13 protein-coding genes and 2 pseudogenes are annotated in these 15,585 nt (G+C 70.0%); 6 read left to right on the forward strand and 9 right to left on the reverse strand.

Features of this window, described 5'->3' with window-relative positions; all coding sequences use genetic code 11:
* Positions 1-59: 59 nt before the first annotated feature.
* A complete protein-coding gene (locus tag ACYVK3_RS16695; protein ID WP_460498465.1) occupies positions 60-2,273 on the forward strand; it encodes an acyltransferase family protein in 2,214 nt (737 codons plus the stop codon).
* A gap of 93 nt (positions 2,274-2,366) precedes the next feature.
* Here the strand turns inward: ACYVK3_RS16695 and ACYVK3_RS16700 are convergent, their stop codons facing one another.
* Positions 2,367-4,886, reverse strand: a complete 2,520-nt coding sequence (locus ACYVK3_RS16700) for a transglycosylase domain-containing protein (RefSeq protein WP_460498466.1) — start codon at positions 4,884-4,886, stop codon at positions 2,367-2,369.
* Between the two features lie 309 nt (positions 4,887-5,195).
* On the opposite strand from ACYVK3_RS16700, the pseudogene ACYVK3_RS16705 reads away from it, so the two are divergent.
* Positions 5,196-5,501: pseudogene (locus ACYVK3_RS16705) on the forward strand (WhiB family transcriptional regulator); the annotation flags it as partial.
* Positions 5,502-5,611: 110 nt separating this feature from the next.
* Here the strand turns inward: ACYVK3_RS16705 and ACYVK3_RS16710 are convergent.
* The 3 genes from ACYVK3_RS16710 to ACYVK3_RS16720 are packed head-to-tail and all read right to left on the reverse strand — an operon-like array spanning position 5,612 to position 8,287.
* Positions 5,612-6,739 (reverse strand): ArsA family ATPase, encoded by a 1,128-nt coding sequence (locus tag ACYVK3_RS16710; RefSeq protein WP_460498468.1) that lies wholly within the window; start codon positions 6,737-6,739, stop codon positions 5,612-5,614.
* A complete protein-coding gene (locus tag ACYVK3_RS16715) occupies positions 6,729-7,733 on the reverse strand; it encodes a P-loop NTPase family protein (RefSeq protein ID WP_460498469.1) in 1,005 nt (334 codons plus the stop codon). Before ACYVK3_RS16715 ends, ACYVK3_RS16710 begins: the two co-directional genes overlap by 11 nt.
* A gap of 14 nt (positions 7,734-7,747) precedes the next feature.
* Positions 7,748-8,287 (reverse strand): hypothetical protein, encoded by a 540-nt coding sequence (locus tag ACYVK3_RS16720; protein WP_460498470.1) that lies wholly within the window; start codon positions 8,285-8,287, stop codon positions 7,748-7,750.
* 91 nt (positions 8,288-8,378) lie between these two features.
* Here ACYVK3_RS16720 and ACYVK3_RS16725 point away from each other — a divergent pair, with 91 nt between their 5' ends.
* Positions 8,379-8,537: a hypothetical protein gene (locus tag ACYVK3_RS16725; protein ID WP_460498471.1), complete on the forward strand. Its 159-nt coding sequence runs from the start codon at positions 8,379-8,381 to the stop codon at positions 8,535-8,537.
* The gene (locus ACYVK3_RS16730; RefSeq protein ID WP_460498472.1) at positions 8,538-9,020 is read left to right on the forward strand and encodes a RidA family protein; all 483 of its coding nucleotides are present in this window, start codon (positions 8,538-8,540) and stop codon (positions 9,018-9,020) included.
* 44 nt (positions 9,021-9,064) lie between these two features.
* On the opposite strand, the gene ACYVK3_RS16735 is transcribed toward ACYVK3_RS16730, so the two are convergent.
* The 4 genes from ACYVK3_RS16735 to ACYVK3_RS16750 are packed head-to-tail and all read right to left on the reverse strand — an operon-like array spanning position 9,065 to position 12,069.
* Complete coding sequence (locus ACYVK3_RS16735; protein WP_460498473.1) at positions 9,065-10,153, reverse strand: fumarylacetoacetase; 1,089 nt, start codon at positions 10,151-10,153, stop codon at positions 9,065-9,067.
* 57 nt (positions 10,154-10,210) lie between these two features.
* Complete coding sequence (locus ACYVK3_RS16740) at positions 10,211-11,035, reverse strand: tetratricopeptide repeat protein (RefSeq protein WP_460498474.1); 825 nt, start codon at positions 11,033-11,035, stop codon at positions 10,211-10,213.
* 21 nt (positions 11,036-11,056) lie between these two features.
* Positions 11,057-11,521 carry a 2-C-methyl-D-erythritol 2,4-cyclodiphosphate synthase gene (gene ispF / locus ACYVK3_RS16745; RefSeq protein ID WP_460498513.1) on the reverse strand — a complete coding sequence of 155 codons (465 nt, stop codon included), beginning with the start codon at positions 11,519-11,521 and terminating at the stop codon, positions 11,057-11,059.
* 50 nt (positions 11,522-11,571) lie between these two features.
* Positions 11,572-12,069 (reverse strand): CarD family transcriptional regulator, encoded by a 498-nt coding sequence (locus ACYVK3_RS16750; RefSeq protein ID WP_460498475.1) that lies wholly within the window; start codon positions 12,067-12,069, stop codon positions 11,572-11,574.
* 329 nt (positions 12,070-12,398) lie between these two features.
* Here ACYVK3_RS16750 and ACYVK3_RS16755 point away from each other — a divergent pair, with 329 nt between their 5' ends.
* Positions 12,399-13,193: a hypothetical protein gene (locus ACYVK3_RS16755; protein ID WP_460498520.1), complete on the forward strand. Its 795-nt coding sequence runs from the start codon at positions 12,399-12,401 to the stop codon at positions 13,191-13,193.
* 66 nt (positions 13,194-13,259) lie between these two features.
* Here ACYVK3_RS16755 and ACYVK3_RS16760 read toward each other — a convergent pair.
* A pseudogene (locus ACYVK3_RS16760) lies at positions 13,260-13,928 on the reverse strand (exonuclease domain-containing protein); the annotation flags it as partial.
* A gap of 161 nt (positions 13,929-14,089) precedes the next feature.
* Between ACYVK3_RS16760 and ACYVK3_RS16765 the strand changes: the two are divergent.
* Complete coding sequence (locus tag ACYVK3_RS16765) at positions 14,090-15,556, forward strand: alanine/glycine:cation symporter family protein (protein ID WP_460498514.1); 1,467 nt, start codon at positions 14,090-14,092, stop codon at positions 15,554-15,556.
* The last annotated feature ends 29 nt before the right edge of the window (positions 15,557-15,585 follow it).

A 15,585-nucleotide genomic window follows, 5' to 3' on the forward strand; every position in this document is an offset into this window, starting at 1 on the left:
TCCTCGGACGCCTCCACCCCGCGCACCTCAGACCCTCACGGACGGAGAGCCTCGTCCCCATGACCGCCCCGCAGCCACGGGCGCCCCAGACCCGGGGCGCGTCGAGAACGACGCTCGACGAGGACACCCTGCAGCTTCCCCTGACCGCTCCCCGCCCGCGCACGCCCGGGTCCTATGAGCAGTGGGTCCCGCTCGGGGTCCAGCCGGCCCCGTCCGCGGCGCCGCCGCACCCGGACCGGTGGGAGGGCACCGGCTTCCGCCCCGACATCCAGGGGATGCGCGCGGTCGCCGTGATGCTCGTGCTGCTGTCCCACGCGGGATTCGGTTTCGCCTCGGGCGGCTACGTCGGCGTCGACGTCTTCTTCGTCCTCTCGGGATTCCTGATCACCTCGCTGCTCATCAAGGAGGTCTTCGACACCGGCAGAATCTCCTTGGGCGCGTTCTTCTCCCGCCGGGCCCGCCGCATCCTGCCGGCATCGACGGCCGTCACCGTCGCCACGGTCGTCGGCGCGGTGCTCTGGTTCCCGATCACCCGCCTCGAGGAGGCGCTGACGGACGCGTTCGCCGTGGTCGTCTACCTGGTGAACTACCGCTTCGTCCTGGCGAGCACCGAGTACCTCAACGCCGACGCGATGCCGTCGCCGTTCCAGCAGTACTGGTCCCTCGCCGTCGAGGAGCAGTTCTACATGGTCTGGCCGCTGCTGCTGGTCTGCCTGCTGGTGGCGGTCAAGCGCGTGCCGCGCAAGGCGGTGACCGCGGGGGTCGTCTGCTGCGCGGCCGTCATCGTCCTGTCTTTGATCGCCTCGGTCCTGGTCACCTTCGCCTCGCAGCCCACCGCCTACTACGCCACGCACACCCGCGCTTGGGAACTGGCCGGCGGCGCGCTCCTGGCGCTCACCCTCCCGACGTGGAAGCGGGCGCCGCGCGCGGCCGCGGTGGCGCTCGGCTTCCTCGGCATCGCCGCGGTGGCCGGTTCGGCGTTCCTCTACGACGAGACCACCCGCTTCCCCGGCTACGCCGCGGTCGTGCCGGTCGTGGGGACGATGCTCCTCATCGTCGCGGGCACCGCCCGCGGCGCGAATCCCGTCTCCTCGCTGCTGTCGACCGCGCCGTTCCAGTACGTCGGCAAGATCTCCTACAGCCTCTACCTGTGGCACTGGCCGATCCTGATCCTCGCCCCGCTCGCCATCGGCGTCGAGTCGAGCCTGGCGCTCAACGTCGCCCTGCTGGTGGGCGCCTTCGCGGTCGCCCAGTTCTCGTACGAGTACATCGAGACGCCGATCCGCAACGCCCGATCGCTGAAGACCAGCCACCTCCGCGGTATCGCCACCGGCGTCGCGTGCTCGATCCTGGGGCTCGTCCTGATCCTCACCGTCGGCTTCACCAGGGTCCCGGACCGGCCCGCACCGGTCGACCTGGCCGAGGTCTCGGCCGCGGAGGACTTCGACGCGGTGCGGCAGGGTCTTCGCGAGGGCCTCGACCTCGAGACCATGCCCGGGGACCTGACGCCGTCGCTGACCGGCGCCGTGCACGATGTGCCGGCGCTTTACGGCAACGGCTGCCACCTGGACTACGCGGCGATCCGCACGCCCGACGACTGCGTCTTCGGCGACACCGAATCGGACACCACCGTGGTGCTCTTCGGCGACTCGCACGCCGCCCAGTGGTTCCCCGCGCTCGAGACCATCGCGAACGAGGAGGGCTGGCGGCTGCTGGCGCGCACCAAGAGCGACTGCACCCCGGTGCTGGCGGACGTGGAGAGCAACCAGCTCGGCCGCGCCTACACCGAATGCGACACCTGGCGCCGGGCGGTCCTCGACGAGTTGGACCGGGCCTCGCCGGCCCTGGTCGTCCTCGCCACCACCGACGACGTCACGCTCTCGGGCGGTGGCGTCCAGGCATGGAAGGACGGCTGGGCCGAGCTGCTCGATCGGACGGGCGCGGCGGCCGGGGAGGTCGTGGCGCTCACCGACACGCCCCGCACGGGCGGGGTCCCGACCTCGGACTGCGTCGCGATCCACCAGGAGCAGGTGCGGGAGTGCGTTCTCGACCAGGGCGAGGCCGTCCAGAACACCGAGTTGCGCGAGGCCGGGATCGAGGTCCAAGAGGCCGCGGGCGTCACCGTCGTCGACACGGTCCCGTGGCTGTGCGTCGACGAGGCGTGCCCGCCGATCGTCGGGAACATGCTGGTGCTCAGGGACACCAACCACATCACCACGCCGTACTCGAAATGGCTCTCGGGCGTCATGGGCGACGCCCTGCCGCGGCTGTAGCGAGTAAGGGCCCCTCCCGTGGATCTCGGGTTCTAGGAGTCGCCGCGACCACTCCTAGCATCCGCCGATCGGGAGCGGCCCTCAGCCGGTCGCTCAGTCGCCGCCGCCTTCGTTCCCGCCGCCACCGCCGCCATTGCCATTGCCGCCATTGCCATTGCCATTGCCATTGCCATTGCCGTCGTCCTCGTCGTCCTGATCGGGCGCTTCGTACCCCGAGCCGTTGGAGACGAGGATGAAGATCGGGCTGCCCTTCGGGGCCGAGCCGGTCACCGAGGTCGAGAACGCCTGGCCCTCCGCGCATTCGGAGTTGAATCGGCCCGGCGAGACCGACACGTCGAAACCGGCGGAGGCCACTCTGGACTTCGCCGAGTCGACGCTTTCGCAGCCGATCCCGGGGATCGAGACGAGGTTCTCGCCGTTGACCATCTTGTCCGAGGGCGCCGGCCAGTTCTTCTCGTCGAGGTCCTCGCTGGCGGCCTCCAGGATGTCCACACCGGTGCCGCGCACCTCTTCGTGGAAACCGGCCGCGAGGTCCTTGTGAGAGGAGCTGTCGGGATCGCCGACGAAGGTGGCGGTGGTGGCGCCCGGCGTGGAGGCCATGAACCAGTAGGCGCGGTCGGAGTCGGCGGTCCCGGTCTTGCCCATGATGTGTCCGTCGAATCCGCCGGCCTCGGAGGCGGTGCCGCCCTGGCACCGGCTCTTGGAGTCGGAGTCGTTGACCGGGCAGCGGGCCGCGCTGATGGCGGCGCGTGCCACCTCCTTGCTGATGGCCTGGTCGCACGTGGGAGCGGCGGCCTCGGCCCACTCCTCGCCATCGGCTGCGGTGACCGTCAGCACCGGCAGTGGCTCGCAGTGCAGGCCCTCCGCGGCGACGGCCGCGTATGCTTCGGCCATGTCTATAGGGGTGGTGGAGTCGCCCATGCCGAGGGTGAACACGCCGTAGTTCGAATCGAGGAACTCATCGGCCTCCTCGCCGTCCTTGCCCTCGCGCGCCTGCTGGACACCGCTCTCCCCGTAGAAGGTGATCCCGAGCCGCTCGGCCATCTCGACGGCCTTGGAGGTCCCGACCATCTCCTGGAGCTGCACGAAGGCGGTGTTGGAGGACCTGCCGAAACTGCCCCACATGTCGAGCGGTGGACCGGCCGAGTAGTTCTCGGTGGTCGGACACCAGCTCCAGAACTCATTGTCGTACTGGTCGGTCTGCCGGTTGCACTTCACGTTTTCGTCGGCTTCCGCACCGATCTTGTACTGCGAGGTGTACTGCTTCGGCGAGGGCAGGGTCGTCTTCAGCGGCCATCCCTCCTCGAGGGCCGCGAGCATGGTGAACATCTTGAACGTCGAGCCGGCCGGGAATCCCGCCGTCTCGTTGTTGCCGCTCAGGAGCGGGATGGTCGTGTTCGGATAGTTGGACGGGACGTCTTTGCCGTCGGACCTCGGCCCGTTGTCGGTCTGGTCGAGGCTGTACACGCGGTTGACGGCCATGGATCGGACGTGCCCGGTGCCCGGAGTGATCGTGACCGAGCCCAGCGCCCGGACGTCGTCGTCGTCGATCTTGTCGTGGATGGCGTCCATCGCCGAGTCCTGCAGCTCGGGGTCGAGCGTGGTGACGATCCGGAAGCCACCGCGCTTGAGCAGGCTCAGGCGGTCGCGCTCGGTCTCGCCGAAGAGCTCCTGGCTCGCCCACCAGTCCTTGAAGAAGTCGCAGAAGAAGCCCCAGTTGGCGGTCGCGACGTCGACGCACTCGGAGCGGACCTCGCGCGGGTCCAGACCGAGCGGCTGCTCCTTGGTCTCGGCCGCTTCGGCATCGGAGATCATCCCGAGCGAGGCCATGCGGTCGAGGACCCAGTTGCGGCGCTCCATGATGAGCGAGTCGTCGCCCTCGCCGTCGAGCAGTCCGTCGGCATAGGAGGGAAACTTCGGCAGCGCGGCGAGGGTCGCGGCCTCGTGGAGCGCGAGTTCGCTTGGGGCCTTGTTGAAGTAGGTGTACGAGCCGGCGTGCACCCCGTAGGCCTGGTTGCCGAGATAGATCACATTCAGGTAGCCCTGGAGGATCTCCTCTTTGGACATGGTCTCCTCGATCGCCATGGCGTACCTGGCTTCACGGAGTTTGCGATCGTACGTGTCCTCCGACGCTTCAATCACTTCGTCGATGGTTGAAGCGGAGTAGATAAGGGTATTACGCACGAACTGCATCGTGAGGGTCGAGGCGCCTTGCGTATCGTCACCGCTCTGGTTGGCCACGGCGGCGCGCACGATCCCGATCCAGTCGACACCGGTGTGTTCGAAGAACTTGGAGTCCTCCGCAGCCAGGAGGGCGTCGACCATGAGGGGGCTGACATCGTCGAGGGAGACCTCCCGACGGTTCTCCTCGTAGAAGGAGGTGATGAGGGTTTCACCATCGGACGCGTAGACATAGCTCGTCTGCGGCAGGGTGGGCTTGGTGAGCTCGGTCGGCAGCGACTCGAAGGAGTCGACGCCGTCGCCGACCACGAGGCCCCCGGTCGCGACGAGGGGGAAGGCCGCCGCCGCTGCCAGGACTCCGGCCAGGACTCCACATACGAGCAGGGCTAGGGCGTCCCCCAGGGGACTCCGGTCGCGATTCAACGTCTCCACCGCCTCAGATTAGAACGAACGTTGCGATTGATAAGGGACCTTTGTACTCGGGTGCCCCCGATAGATACGTCGCAACCATTGAGCCGAGATGCACTCGTCTCTTAATCGTTATTATCGCGAGGGGTCGTCGCGATCTTATCCCTAGGGGTGAAGCCATCCCACAACGTCCGATTTTCATCTCGGAGAGTAGTCAAACACTTACAAGAGGTGTAGGGTCCGTTCTTGACGGCGACGTTGGGTAATCGAGAGACTACTGCGACGAAGTCGTCGGGGGGTATGAAGGGAAAATCTCACGGGGAGGTCATGCAGATGGGACTGCTGATCGACTGGACGACCAAAGCGCTCTGCCAAGAGGGCGACCCGGATGCACTGTTCGTGCAGGGGGCCGAACAGAACAATGCGAAGAAAGTCTGCCGAGGCTGTCCGGTCCGGCTTGAATGTCTCGCCGACGCGCTCGACAACAGGATCGAATTCGGCGTGTGGGGTGGCATGACCGAACGCGAGCGACGCGCCCTGCTGCGCAAGCACGCGGACGTCCGATCCTGGCGATCGGTTTTCGAAGTGGCGCTGGACGAGGAACAGCGCGGCGCCCGAAAGGCGAGTCGGCGCCGTGTTCCGGTGAATGTGAACTACTTATCGACCGGCCGCCTCAGGCGGCGAATGGCTGACCGCGCCCGCGACGGAATCCTCCGTCCGGGCGCGTTGTCGTCTCCGGCCCCGCGCGCTCAGCGCACGCCCGCGGCCGCCGCCGCGGCGCCGAAGCCGCGCAGCCCGCCCAAGTCCACGACCTCAGGCCCGAGCGTCGGCAGCCACACCTGCGGAACGTCCGGGCACGCCGCCGCATAGCGCGCGGCCACCCGCTCCTCGGTCGATCGCCGCCGCGCCAGGTCCGCGTGCGTCCGCAGCGCGGCCGCCACCGGGCTGGCCGGGTCGTCCTCCTCGAGCGTCGCCGCCGCCCCCAGCGCCCGCTCGGCCGACAGGGCCGCCCGCACCGGCGTCAGGCGGTTGAGGATCATGCCGTCCAGCGGCATCCGCTCCTCGGTCAGGCGCCGCGAGAAGTACACCGCCTCGTTCACCGCCGCCGGCTCCGGCGTCGCCACCACCAGGAACGAGGTCTGTTCGCCCTGCAGAGCACGGAAGGTCGCCTCGGCCCGCTTGCGGAAGCCGCCGAACGTGTCCTCCAGGCTCGCGGTGAACTCGGCGACGTCGGTCAGCAGGTGCCCGCCGAGGATCTTGTTGAACACCCGCGTGAACACCGCCGCGCTGGCGCCCATGAGCGACAGCATCGACCGCCGCGAGCCGGGCGTGGAGGCCGACAGGAGCCGGATGACGCGCCCGTCGAGGAAACGCGCCAAGCGGGCCGGAGCGTCGAGGAAGTCCAGCGCCGAACGCGACGGCGGGGTGTCGAGCACGATGAGGTCCCACCGGCCCGATGCCCGCAGCTGGCCGAGCTTCTCCATCGCCATGTACTCCTGCGTGCCCGAGAACGTCGAGGACACCGCCTGGTAGAACGGGTTCGCGAAGATCTCGGCGGCCCGGTCGGGCGTGGTGTGCGAGGCGACCACGTCGTCGAAGGTGCGCTTCATGTCGAGCATCATCGCGTCGAGCGAGCCGCCCTCGGTGCCGCGCACCGGCCGCGGCGTGTTGTCGAGCGCCTCCATGCCGAGCGACTGCGCGAGCCGGTGGGCCGGGTCGATCGTGAGCACCACCGTGCGCCGGCCGTGCTCCTCGGCCGCGCGCAGTGCCAGCGCCGCCGCCGTGGTCGTCTTGCCGACGCCGCCGGAGCCGCAGCAGGCGATGACGCGCTTGCCCTCGTCGCGCAGCAGCGCGTCGAGGTCGAGATCATTCGCCACCGGTGCCTCCTTCGGGATCGGCGGCCGTGGCCGGCCGCCTGCGAGCGCCCAGGCTCGCGCGCAAGTGGCCCGCCAGTTGGTACAGGCCCGACAGGTCGACGCCCTCGGGCATGAGGGCCAGCTCGTCGATCGGGCGGCCGAGCCGTTCGAGCCGGTCGCGGTAGGCGTCGACCGCCTCGATCTCCAGCCGGGCCGACTCGTACTCCTCCAGCAGCTCGGCGATGACACCGTCGTCGGAGGGCAGGCCCGTCTTCTCCAGGCCCTCGCGCAGCTGCTCCCCGGTGACGTCGACCGCCTTGGCGCCCGCGACCTGGTTGAGCACGATGTGCCCCACCGGCAGGTCCGCTGAGAGGAGCTCGCGGTGCGCGTCCACGGTCTCCTGCACCGGCATCGCCGCCGGCGTCGTGACCAGATGCACCGCCGTCAGCGAGGAGTGCAGGAGCCTCGCGACCGAACGGGAGTGCTTGCCGATCGGGCCGGTCTTGGCGAGCCGGCCGCTCTCGACGGTGACGTTGAGGAACTTGACGATGCGGCCGGTCGGGGGCGCGTCCAGGACCACCGCGTCGTAGGCCATGCGGCCCGACTCGGTCCGGGAGACCGCCTCCTTGAGCTTGCCGGTCAGCAGGATGTCGCGCAGTCCCGGGGCGATGGTCGTGGCGAAGTCGATCGCGCCGAACTTGCGCAGCGCCCGCCCGGCCGAGCCGAGCTTGTAGAACATCGTCAGGTAGTCCAGCAGCGCCTCTTCGGCGTCGACGGCCTGCCCGAAGACCTCGCCGCCGCCTTGGCCGGCCGCCAGGCGGCGCTCGTCGTACCGCAGCGGCGGCGCGTCGAACATCGGCGCGATGCCTTGGCGCCCTTCGACCTCCACCAGCAACACCCGCCTGCCGGGGCCCGCCAGCGCCAGCGCGAGCGCGGCGGCCACCGTGGTCTTGCCGGTACCGCCCTTCCCGGTGACGATATGCAGGCGCGGCAGGGGAGGAGCGGTGGCACTCATTCACCGGAGTGTAGTCACCCGACGGCCATTCCGCACACTTGCCACTGCGGGTCGCCCTGCTCGGCGATGAGCGTGAAAGTCCAGGTGGCGGCGTCGCCGCCGTCGCCGGTGAGCTCGGCGGTGACCGTGGCCCCGCCCACTGAGCGGCCGGTCTCGGTCACGTCGGACCAGCCCAGGCCGTTCTGCTCGCCCGCGTCCGCGAGCACCGCGGTGGCCTCGGTGAGGTCGCGGTCGGCCTTCGCCTCGCACAGCCACCGGCTCGCGGCCTCGGGGTTCTGCTCGTCCAACAGCGCGCCGAGGAACTCCTCGACGGAGCGCTCCGGCGTGTCGGAGACCTCGGTGACGTTGACGAACAGACTGGTGGCGACGAGGACGAGCGTGCCGAGGAACGCCGCGGCCGCCGCGAGTGTCAGGTAGGTCCACATGCGGGCGCGCCGCTCGGGCTCGCCGTGCTCGTGGTGCTCGTCGTTCGGGCCGGCCTCGCCGGCTCCCCTGCCATGGGGCCGCTGGGCGGCCGCGCTGTCGGGCCGCTTCGCGGCGGTGTCTGGCGACACGGGTACTCCCTGGGATTCACTGTTGGGGAGGCGACGCACTCCGAGCGTAGCGGTGCGGGCGGTGCGAATCAAGACGCCGTACTGTGGGCGCATGGAGAAATGGGAGTACTTCACCGCGCCGCTGCTGATCCACAACACCAAGCAGATCCTCGACACCTTCGGCGAGGACGGATGGGAGCTCGTCACGGTGCTGCCCGGGCAGAACTCGGAGCAGCTCGTGGCCTATTTCAAGCGCAAGAAGGAGCAGTAGATGGCCGATGTGCGTGGGGCGCTCGGGCGCCTCGGGCTGGACCTGCCCGCCGTCGTGCCGCCGGTGGCGGCGTACCAGCCGGCGGTCCGGGTGGGTGACTTCGTGTACGTGTCCGGTCAGGTGCCGCTGGTCGAAGGCGAGATGGCCGCGGTCGGGAAGGTCGGCGCGGAGGTCGACGTCGACCTGGCGTACGACCTGGCGCGGATCTGCGCCCTGAACGGCATCGCGGCGATCGGTTCGGTGGCCGACGTCGACGAGATCGTGCGGATCGTGAAGGTCGTCGGTTTCGTGGCCTCGGCGCCGGGCTTCACGGCTCAGCCGAAAGTCGTCAACGGCGCCAGCGAGCTGCTGGGCGAGGTGTTCGGCGAGGCCGGCACGCACGCGCGCAGCGCCGTGGGCGTCGCCGAGCTGCCGCTCGGAGCGCCGGTGGAGGTCGAGCTCATCGCGCAGCTCGCCCCCACCGCCAAAGTCCTGCTGACGTAGGCCGCCCACCGGTGCGTCCGGGCCGACCGGACGCACCGGGACGGTCAACCGATCGAGGGGACCACGCGGGTCTCGACCTCGCCGAGCGCGATGGTCGTCCCGCGCGGTCCCGGCGCGGTGGCCGAGATCTTGACGAGGTCTCCGTTCTCCAGCTGCCACGGCGGCGAGGAGGCCTCGCCGGAGCCGAACAGCATGCCGGCGCGCAGCACCGAGCCGTTAGCGGTGAGCTGCGCGAGCTGCTGGGCGGGCGTCCAGTACGAGTCGCCGAAGTCCGCCCCGGCCACGGCGACGCCGTTGACCTCGATGGACAGTCGCAGATCGAAGCCGTAGCGGTCCGATTCCTTCAGACAGGACGGCACGTTCGGGTCCTGGGCGGGCGCGGCGGTGCGGGCCGCGCCGAGCGCGTCGATCGGGGTGATCCACGCGCTCATCGAGGTCGCGAACGACTTCGAGGCGAACGGCCCGAGCGCGTCGGTCTCGAGCTCGGCGAAGTCGCGCGCGGTCCAGTCGTTGAGCAGGACGGCGCCGAAGACGAACTCGTCGAACGCGTCCGCCGAGACCGGGCGGCCGATCTCGGACTCCGAGCCGACGATGAAGCCGACCTCGGCCTCGATGTCGAGCGCCCCGGTGGGCCCGAAGACGATCTCGCCGGTCTCGCCCCTCCTGTGTCCGTACGGGCGCACCACTTCCATGCCCGAGGGCATGACGGTGGAGGCCCGGCCGTTGGAGCCGCGCGGCTGCCAGTGGGCCCCGCTCGCGCGCGTGGTGAAGTCGACGAAGTCGGTCACCAGCAGCGGCGCGTGCATCTGGACCTCGGAGACGGGCGTGAGCCACTGGCTCGCGGCGTCCTCCAGGCTCGGCTCGGTGAGGGCCTGCTGGACCTGCGTCCGGACCTGCGTCCACGCCTCGCGCCCGAGGGTGAGCAGCCGGTTGAGCGCGGGATCGCGCAGCGCCGTGCACGAGCCGCAGGCCTGGCAGTCGCCGGCGAGCACGGCCTTGTGCAGGTCGAGGACCTGATCGGCGATGCGGACCCCGATGCGCGGCTGAGGCTCTTCGGGGGTCGAGAAGACCCCGTAGGGGAGATTGTGGATGTTGTACGGACTCTCATCGGCCCCGGGCACCCAGCTGTTCACGTCGTTCCTCCGTCATCGTTGGTCTTGCGGAGGTTTAACGAGCGCGAAGCCGCTTGGTCACTCGGCGCGACGATGCCGACGCAGAACTGTGAACCACGCCACCCAGCACGCGGCGGCGACGATGGCGAAGAACAGCCGCGCACCGGCGTCGATATCGGATCCCAGCAGCGCCGGGAGCCCGAACGCCACGGCCAGCCCGAGGAGGATCGACCGGCCCAGCGCGCCGCGGAAGAGGCCGGCGCCGAAGATCTTCGAGCGCCAGGCGGGATCGGCCGGGTCGGCGTCGACGAACGACCGCGACGCGCGCCTGGCCTCGGGCGGCAGGAACCGCGCCGACGGGCTCGCGGCGTCGGGTTCGAGCTCGGCGGCGGCCTGCCGGGAGCGCCGGGCGAGGTCGCCCATGTCGAGGCTCTCGGCCACCGCGGCGAGCGCCAGATGGGTGCGCGGCTGCTCGGGCGCGAGGTTCACGGCGTTCCACGCCGCGTCCAGGGCCGGTTGGCCGGCCCCGGCCCGGCGGGTGATGAGCGCGTAGTGGACATGGTGGACCCAGCTCGCCCGGTCGAGTTCGAGCAGGCTCGCGGCGGCCTGGAGGGCCTCGTCGCGCCGCTCGGCGTCGGCGAGCGCGTAGCCGCGCACGATCATGGCGCGGCGGTGGCGCGGCTCGTGGGCGAGGGCGGCGCCGGCGAACACGAGCGCCTCGTCGGGATCGCGTTCGGCGAGGGCGACGACGCCGGCCATGGCGTTGGCGTCGGGGTCGAGGGGGTCGAGCCGCAGCGCCGCGTCGACCTCGGTCTTCGCTTCGGGCAGGCGGTCGAGGTCGTACATGAGCTCGGCGCGTTCGAGGTGCTCGGCGACGGTGCGCCGGGTGGGGTCTGAGTCCATGAACCTACTCCCGAATGGGAATCAACGCTGGTACAGCAACGCTACCGCGGTCGCCGCCAGACCCTCGCCGCGTCCGGTGAAGCCCAGACCGTCGGTGGTGGTGGCCGACAGGCGCACGGGCGCGTCGATCGCCGCCGTGAGCGCGGCCTCGGCCTCCTCGCGCCGCGGCGCGATCTTGGGCCGGTTCCCGATGATCTGGACGGAGACGTTGCCGATCGACCAGCCGGCGTCGCGGACGCGGCGGGCGGCCTCGGCCAGCAGGGCCGCGCCGGAGGCACCGGCCCATTCGGGGCGGGAGGTGCCGAAGTTCGCGCCGAGGTCGCCGAGCCCGGCCGCCGACAGCAGCGCGTCGCACACGGCGTGCGCGGCGGCGTCGCCGTCGGAATGCCCCGCCAGGCCCGGTGTATCGGGCCACTCGAGACACGCCAGACGGCACGGCTGTTCGACATCGAATCGGTGCACGTCACTGCCGTGCCCGACGACCACAGACGGAAATTCGAGATCCACTCGTGTGAAACCGTTAGTCGAGTCGGAGGCTACTGAACCGGAGCCTCCGAGAGCAGGACCTTGTCGAGGACGTTCTCGGCTTCGTCCTTGATGCAGTCCTCGGCCAGCGCGATCTCTCCTACGAGGATCTCGCGTGCCTTGGAGAGCATCCGCTTCTCGCCGGCCGAAAGGCCGCGCTCCCGATCGCGACGCCACAGGTCGCGGACGACCTCGGCGATCTTGAGCGGGGAGCCGGAGGCGAGCTTCTCGACATTGGCCTTGTAACGCCGCGACCAGTTGGTGGGTTCCTCGGTGTGAGGCGCCCGCAGCACGTCGAAGACCTCGCTGAGGCCCTCCGCACCCACGACTTCTCGCACGCCGACCATCTCGACGTTCTTGGCTGGGACCTTGACCGTGAGATCCCCCTGCTCGACGCGCAGCACCAGGTATTCCTGTTCAATACCACCGATGACACGAGTCTCAACAGCTTCAACGAGTGCGGCCCCGTGGTGGGGGTAGACAACGGTCTCGCCGACACTAAAACCCATAGGATCGAAACCCCTTTCGCTGTGTCTAGCCTAACACGTCATCGGGGTTAATCCCGACAGCGGATCGCCATGAATTCCCTGGTCAATTGGTATGTGACCGACTACTCTACGGCACCTTGGGCTCTCGAAACGGAGAAGACCGCGACAAATGAGGCCTGCGTCGCTTACTCGGACGGGGCGGTATTCACCGTCAGGGGAGTGTGCGCAGTAGAGGGTGAGCGGGCCGCGCTGAGACCCACTACTCCGTCGGCGGCAGGCCTGGCAAGCGCCCACGGGCCGGTCGTCTAGGCTGTCGTGAGCATGCCTGTAGGACTCAGGGAGGACCACCAGTGGCCAGGGGAATCAGCACGGCGACCATCGCTCGTCGCACCGCGGCGCTCGCGATCGCGGCGGCCGCGGCGACCGGGCTGTCGGCCTGCGGCGCGGGTCAGGTGACCCAGACCGACACCAAGCAGACGGCGGTCGACGGCGCGAACGTCGCCGTCGGCGACCTGAGCCTGCGCGACCTCGAGGTGGCGTACGCCTCCCCCGACGGCTACGAGGCCGGCGACGACGCCCCGCTGGGGGTCTGGATCTCCAACGAGGGCACCGAGACGGTGAGCCTGGTCGGCGTCGAGTCCGAGGTGGCCGAAGCGGTCACCCTCGTCGGCGCCGGCGAGGGCATCGACGCCCCCGAGACGCCGGAGGTCCCCGAAGGCGACGGCGACGAGAACGCCCCCGGCGACGACGAGGCGACCCCTGAAGGCGACTCCAGCGAGACGCCGACCGGTGACGCCACCGACGAGCCGACCGGCGACGCCACCGAGACGCCCACCGGTGAGTCCACCGAGAGCCCCGCCGACGAACCGACCGGTGAGACGACCGAGTCGCCCGACGAGGAGGCCACCGCCGGCTCGACCGACATCGCGATCGAGATCGGACCGGCCGACTACGTCCGCCTGGACCAGGCCACCGGCCAGTACCTCCTGCTGGAGGGCCTGACCGAGGCGGTGCCCAACGGCGTCGACGTACCGGTGACCTTCCTGTTCTCGAACGGCGAGGAGATCACCGTCGAGCTCCCGGTCGGGCAGCCCCTCGAACCGGCCGACCGCGAATACTACGAGCACCCCGGCGCGGACCACTAACCACCGCGCGAGCGGCCACCGCCGCTCCACGGTCTCGGACCGCCCCTTGCGCTGGAAGTACGCCTCCAAGCTCGCCGCGTCCTCGGCGTGCCACCGCACCTGCGCCTCGTGGAGCTCACGCGGCTCCAACGCCCCGACTTCGGGGTAGCGGGACCCGATGACGCGCGCCAGCGCGACCGTCGCCGCCGCGTCGGCGGCCGCCGAGTGGGCGCCGTCGAGCGCCACCCCGTAACACTGCGCCGTGGCACCCAGGGTCCGCTTGCCCTTGCGGAACCGGTCGACGCGCTTGTCGAGCACCGCCGGGTCGATCACCGCCATCCGGCTCCAGTCGGGCGGGGCGATCCCGTGCCGGTCGAGCTCGAACGACAGCATCGTCAGGTCGAACCCGGCCCGAAACGCCACCACCGGCGTGCGGGCCTCCACCGCCGCGGCCAGGCTCCCGGCGATCTGGGCGAGTGCCCGCTCGGGCGCCTCGCCCGAGGCGCGCACCCGCTCGTCGGTGATGCCGTGGACGCGCGAGGCACCCGGCGGGATCGGCACCCCCGGATCGATCAGCCACGTCTCGCCCGTCCATGCCGCCGGCGCCTCGCCCGGCCCCACCGGTTCGACCGTGACCAGCGCGGCCTGCACGATCCTGTCGGCCTCGCAGACGACCCCGGTGGTTTCGGTGTCGAAGCCCAAAAGGGGACCCTCATACCATTTCTCGCTCATGGCGACACCATAACGGCCGCCCATGACAAACCACCGATATGCTCAGGGCCGCGCGAGTGCGCCACCCCTTCTATGCCCGTATGCGATCCCCTGGAGGAACAGTGGACTTTCTCGATCCCATCACTGAAGCGATTCAGTCGTGGGCGGACGATCTCAACGCCGAGCACGGCCAGACCGTCGCCGACATCGGCGCGTTCGTCTGGGGGCCGTGGCTCCTGATCCCGCTGCTGCTGGCCGTCGGCGTCTACCTGACCGCGGTGCTGTCGGGCATCCAGGTCCGCAGGCTCGGCTACGGGCTGTGGCTGGCGCTGTTCAAGCGCCGCGAGAACGAAAAGGCCCGAGGCGACATCAGCCACTACCAGGCGCTGTCGGTGGCGCTCGCCGCGACCGTCGGTGTCGGGAACATCGGCGGCGTCGGCGCCGCCATCGCCATCGGCGGGCCCGGCGCCCTGTTCTGGATGTGGGTGACCGGCCTGTTCGGCATGGCCACCAAGTACTCCGAGGCGCTCCTGGGCGTCAAGTACCGCAAGGTCAACGCCAAGGGCCAGCAGTCCGGCGGCCCGCAGTGGTACCTCTCGGAGGGCATCCGCGGCCCGGTCGGCAAGATCCTCGCGATCGCCTTCGCGGTCTTCGGCGTCATCGCGAGCTTCGGCATCGGCAACGCCGTCCAGGCCGGCAACGTCTCCTCGGCCATCCAGGAGCAGCTCCCCGAGGACACCTTCTGGACCCCGTCGTGGACCGGCGTGGTCATCCTCGTCGCCGTCGGCCTGGTCATCCTCGGCGGCATCAAGTGGCTCGGCCGCGTCGCCTCGGCGCTCGTCCCGCTCATGATCGTGTTCTACATCGCCGGAGCCCTGGGCGTCATCGTCATGAACGTGGACGTGCTCGGCACGGCGTTCGGCATGATCTTCGAGCAGGCGTTCACCGGCGCCTCGGCCGTCGGCGGCTTCACCGGCGCGGCGATCATGGAGGTGATCCGCCAGGGCGTGGCCCGCGGCATCTTCTCCAACGAGTCCGGCCTGGGCACCGGCGGCATCGCCGCCGCGGCGGCGAAGACCGACCAGCCCGTGCGCCAGGCGATGGTGTCGATGACCCAGACGTTCATCGACACGCTCATCGTCGTCACCATGACCGGCCTGGTCATCGTCGTCACCGGGGTGCTCGGCAGCACCGCGGTCGTCGACGGCGAGGAAACGCTCGTCACCTCGGCGGCGCTCACCCGGCTGGCGTTCGAGACGGGCCTGGGCGGAGCCGGGACCATCGGCGGCACCATCGGGGGGCTCATCGTCGCGATCGGCGTCGCGACCTTCGCGTTCTCGACGCTCATCGGCTGGTCCTACTACGGCGAGAAGTGCCTCGAGCGCTTCAGCGGCCGGGCGCTCATCCTGCCCTACCGCATCATCTTCGTCGTGGTCGCCTACCTGGGCGCGGTCACCAGCCTCGACCTGCTGTGGAACCTCTCGGACATCGCCAACGGCCTGATGGCGCTGCCGAACCTCATCGGCCTGGCCATCCTCTCGCCGGTGGTCTACCGCGAGACCAAGCGGTTCTTCGCGAACCCGGACTGGCGGATGCTCCCGGACAACGCCGTGCCCGAACCCGCGGGAGCGGCCAAGTCCGGCGACGGGGACGGCGAGTCCAAGTCGGATTGACGCGGTGTCGCAGTCCGCGCATAGCATGT

Source organism: Glycomyces tarimensis, assembly GCF_054776215.1.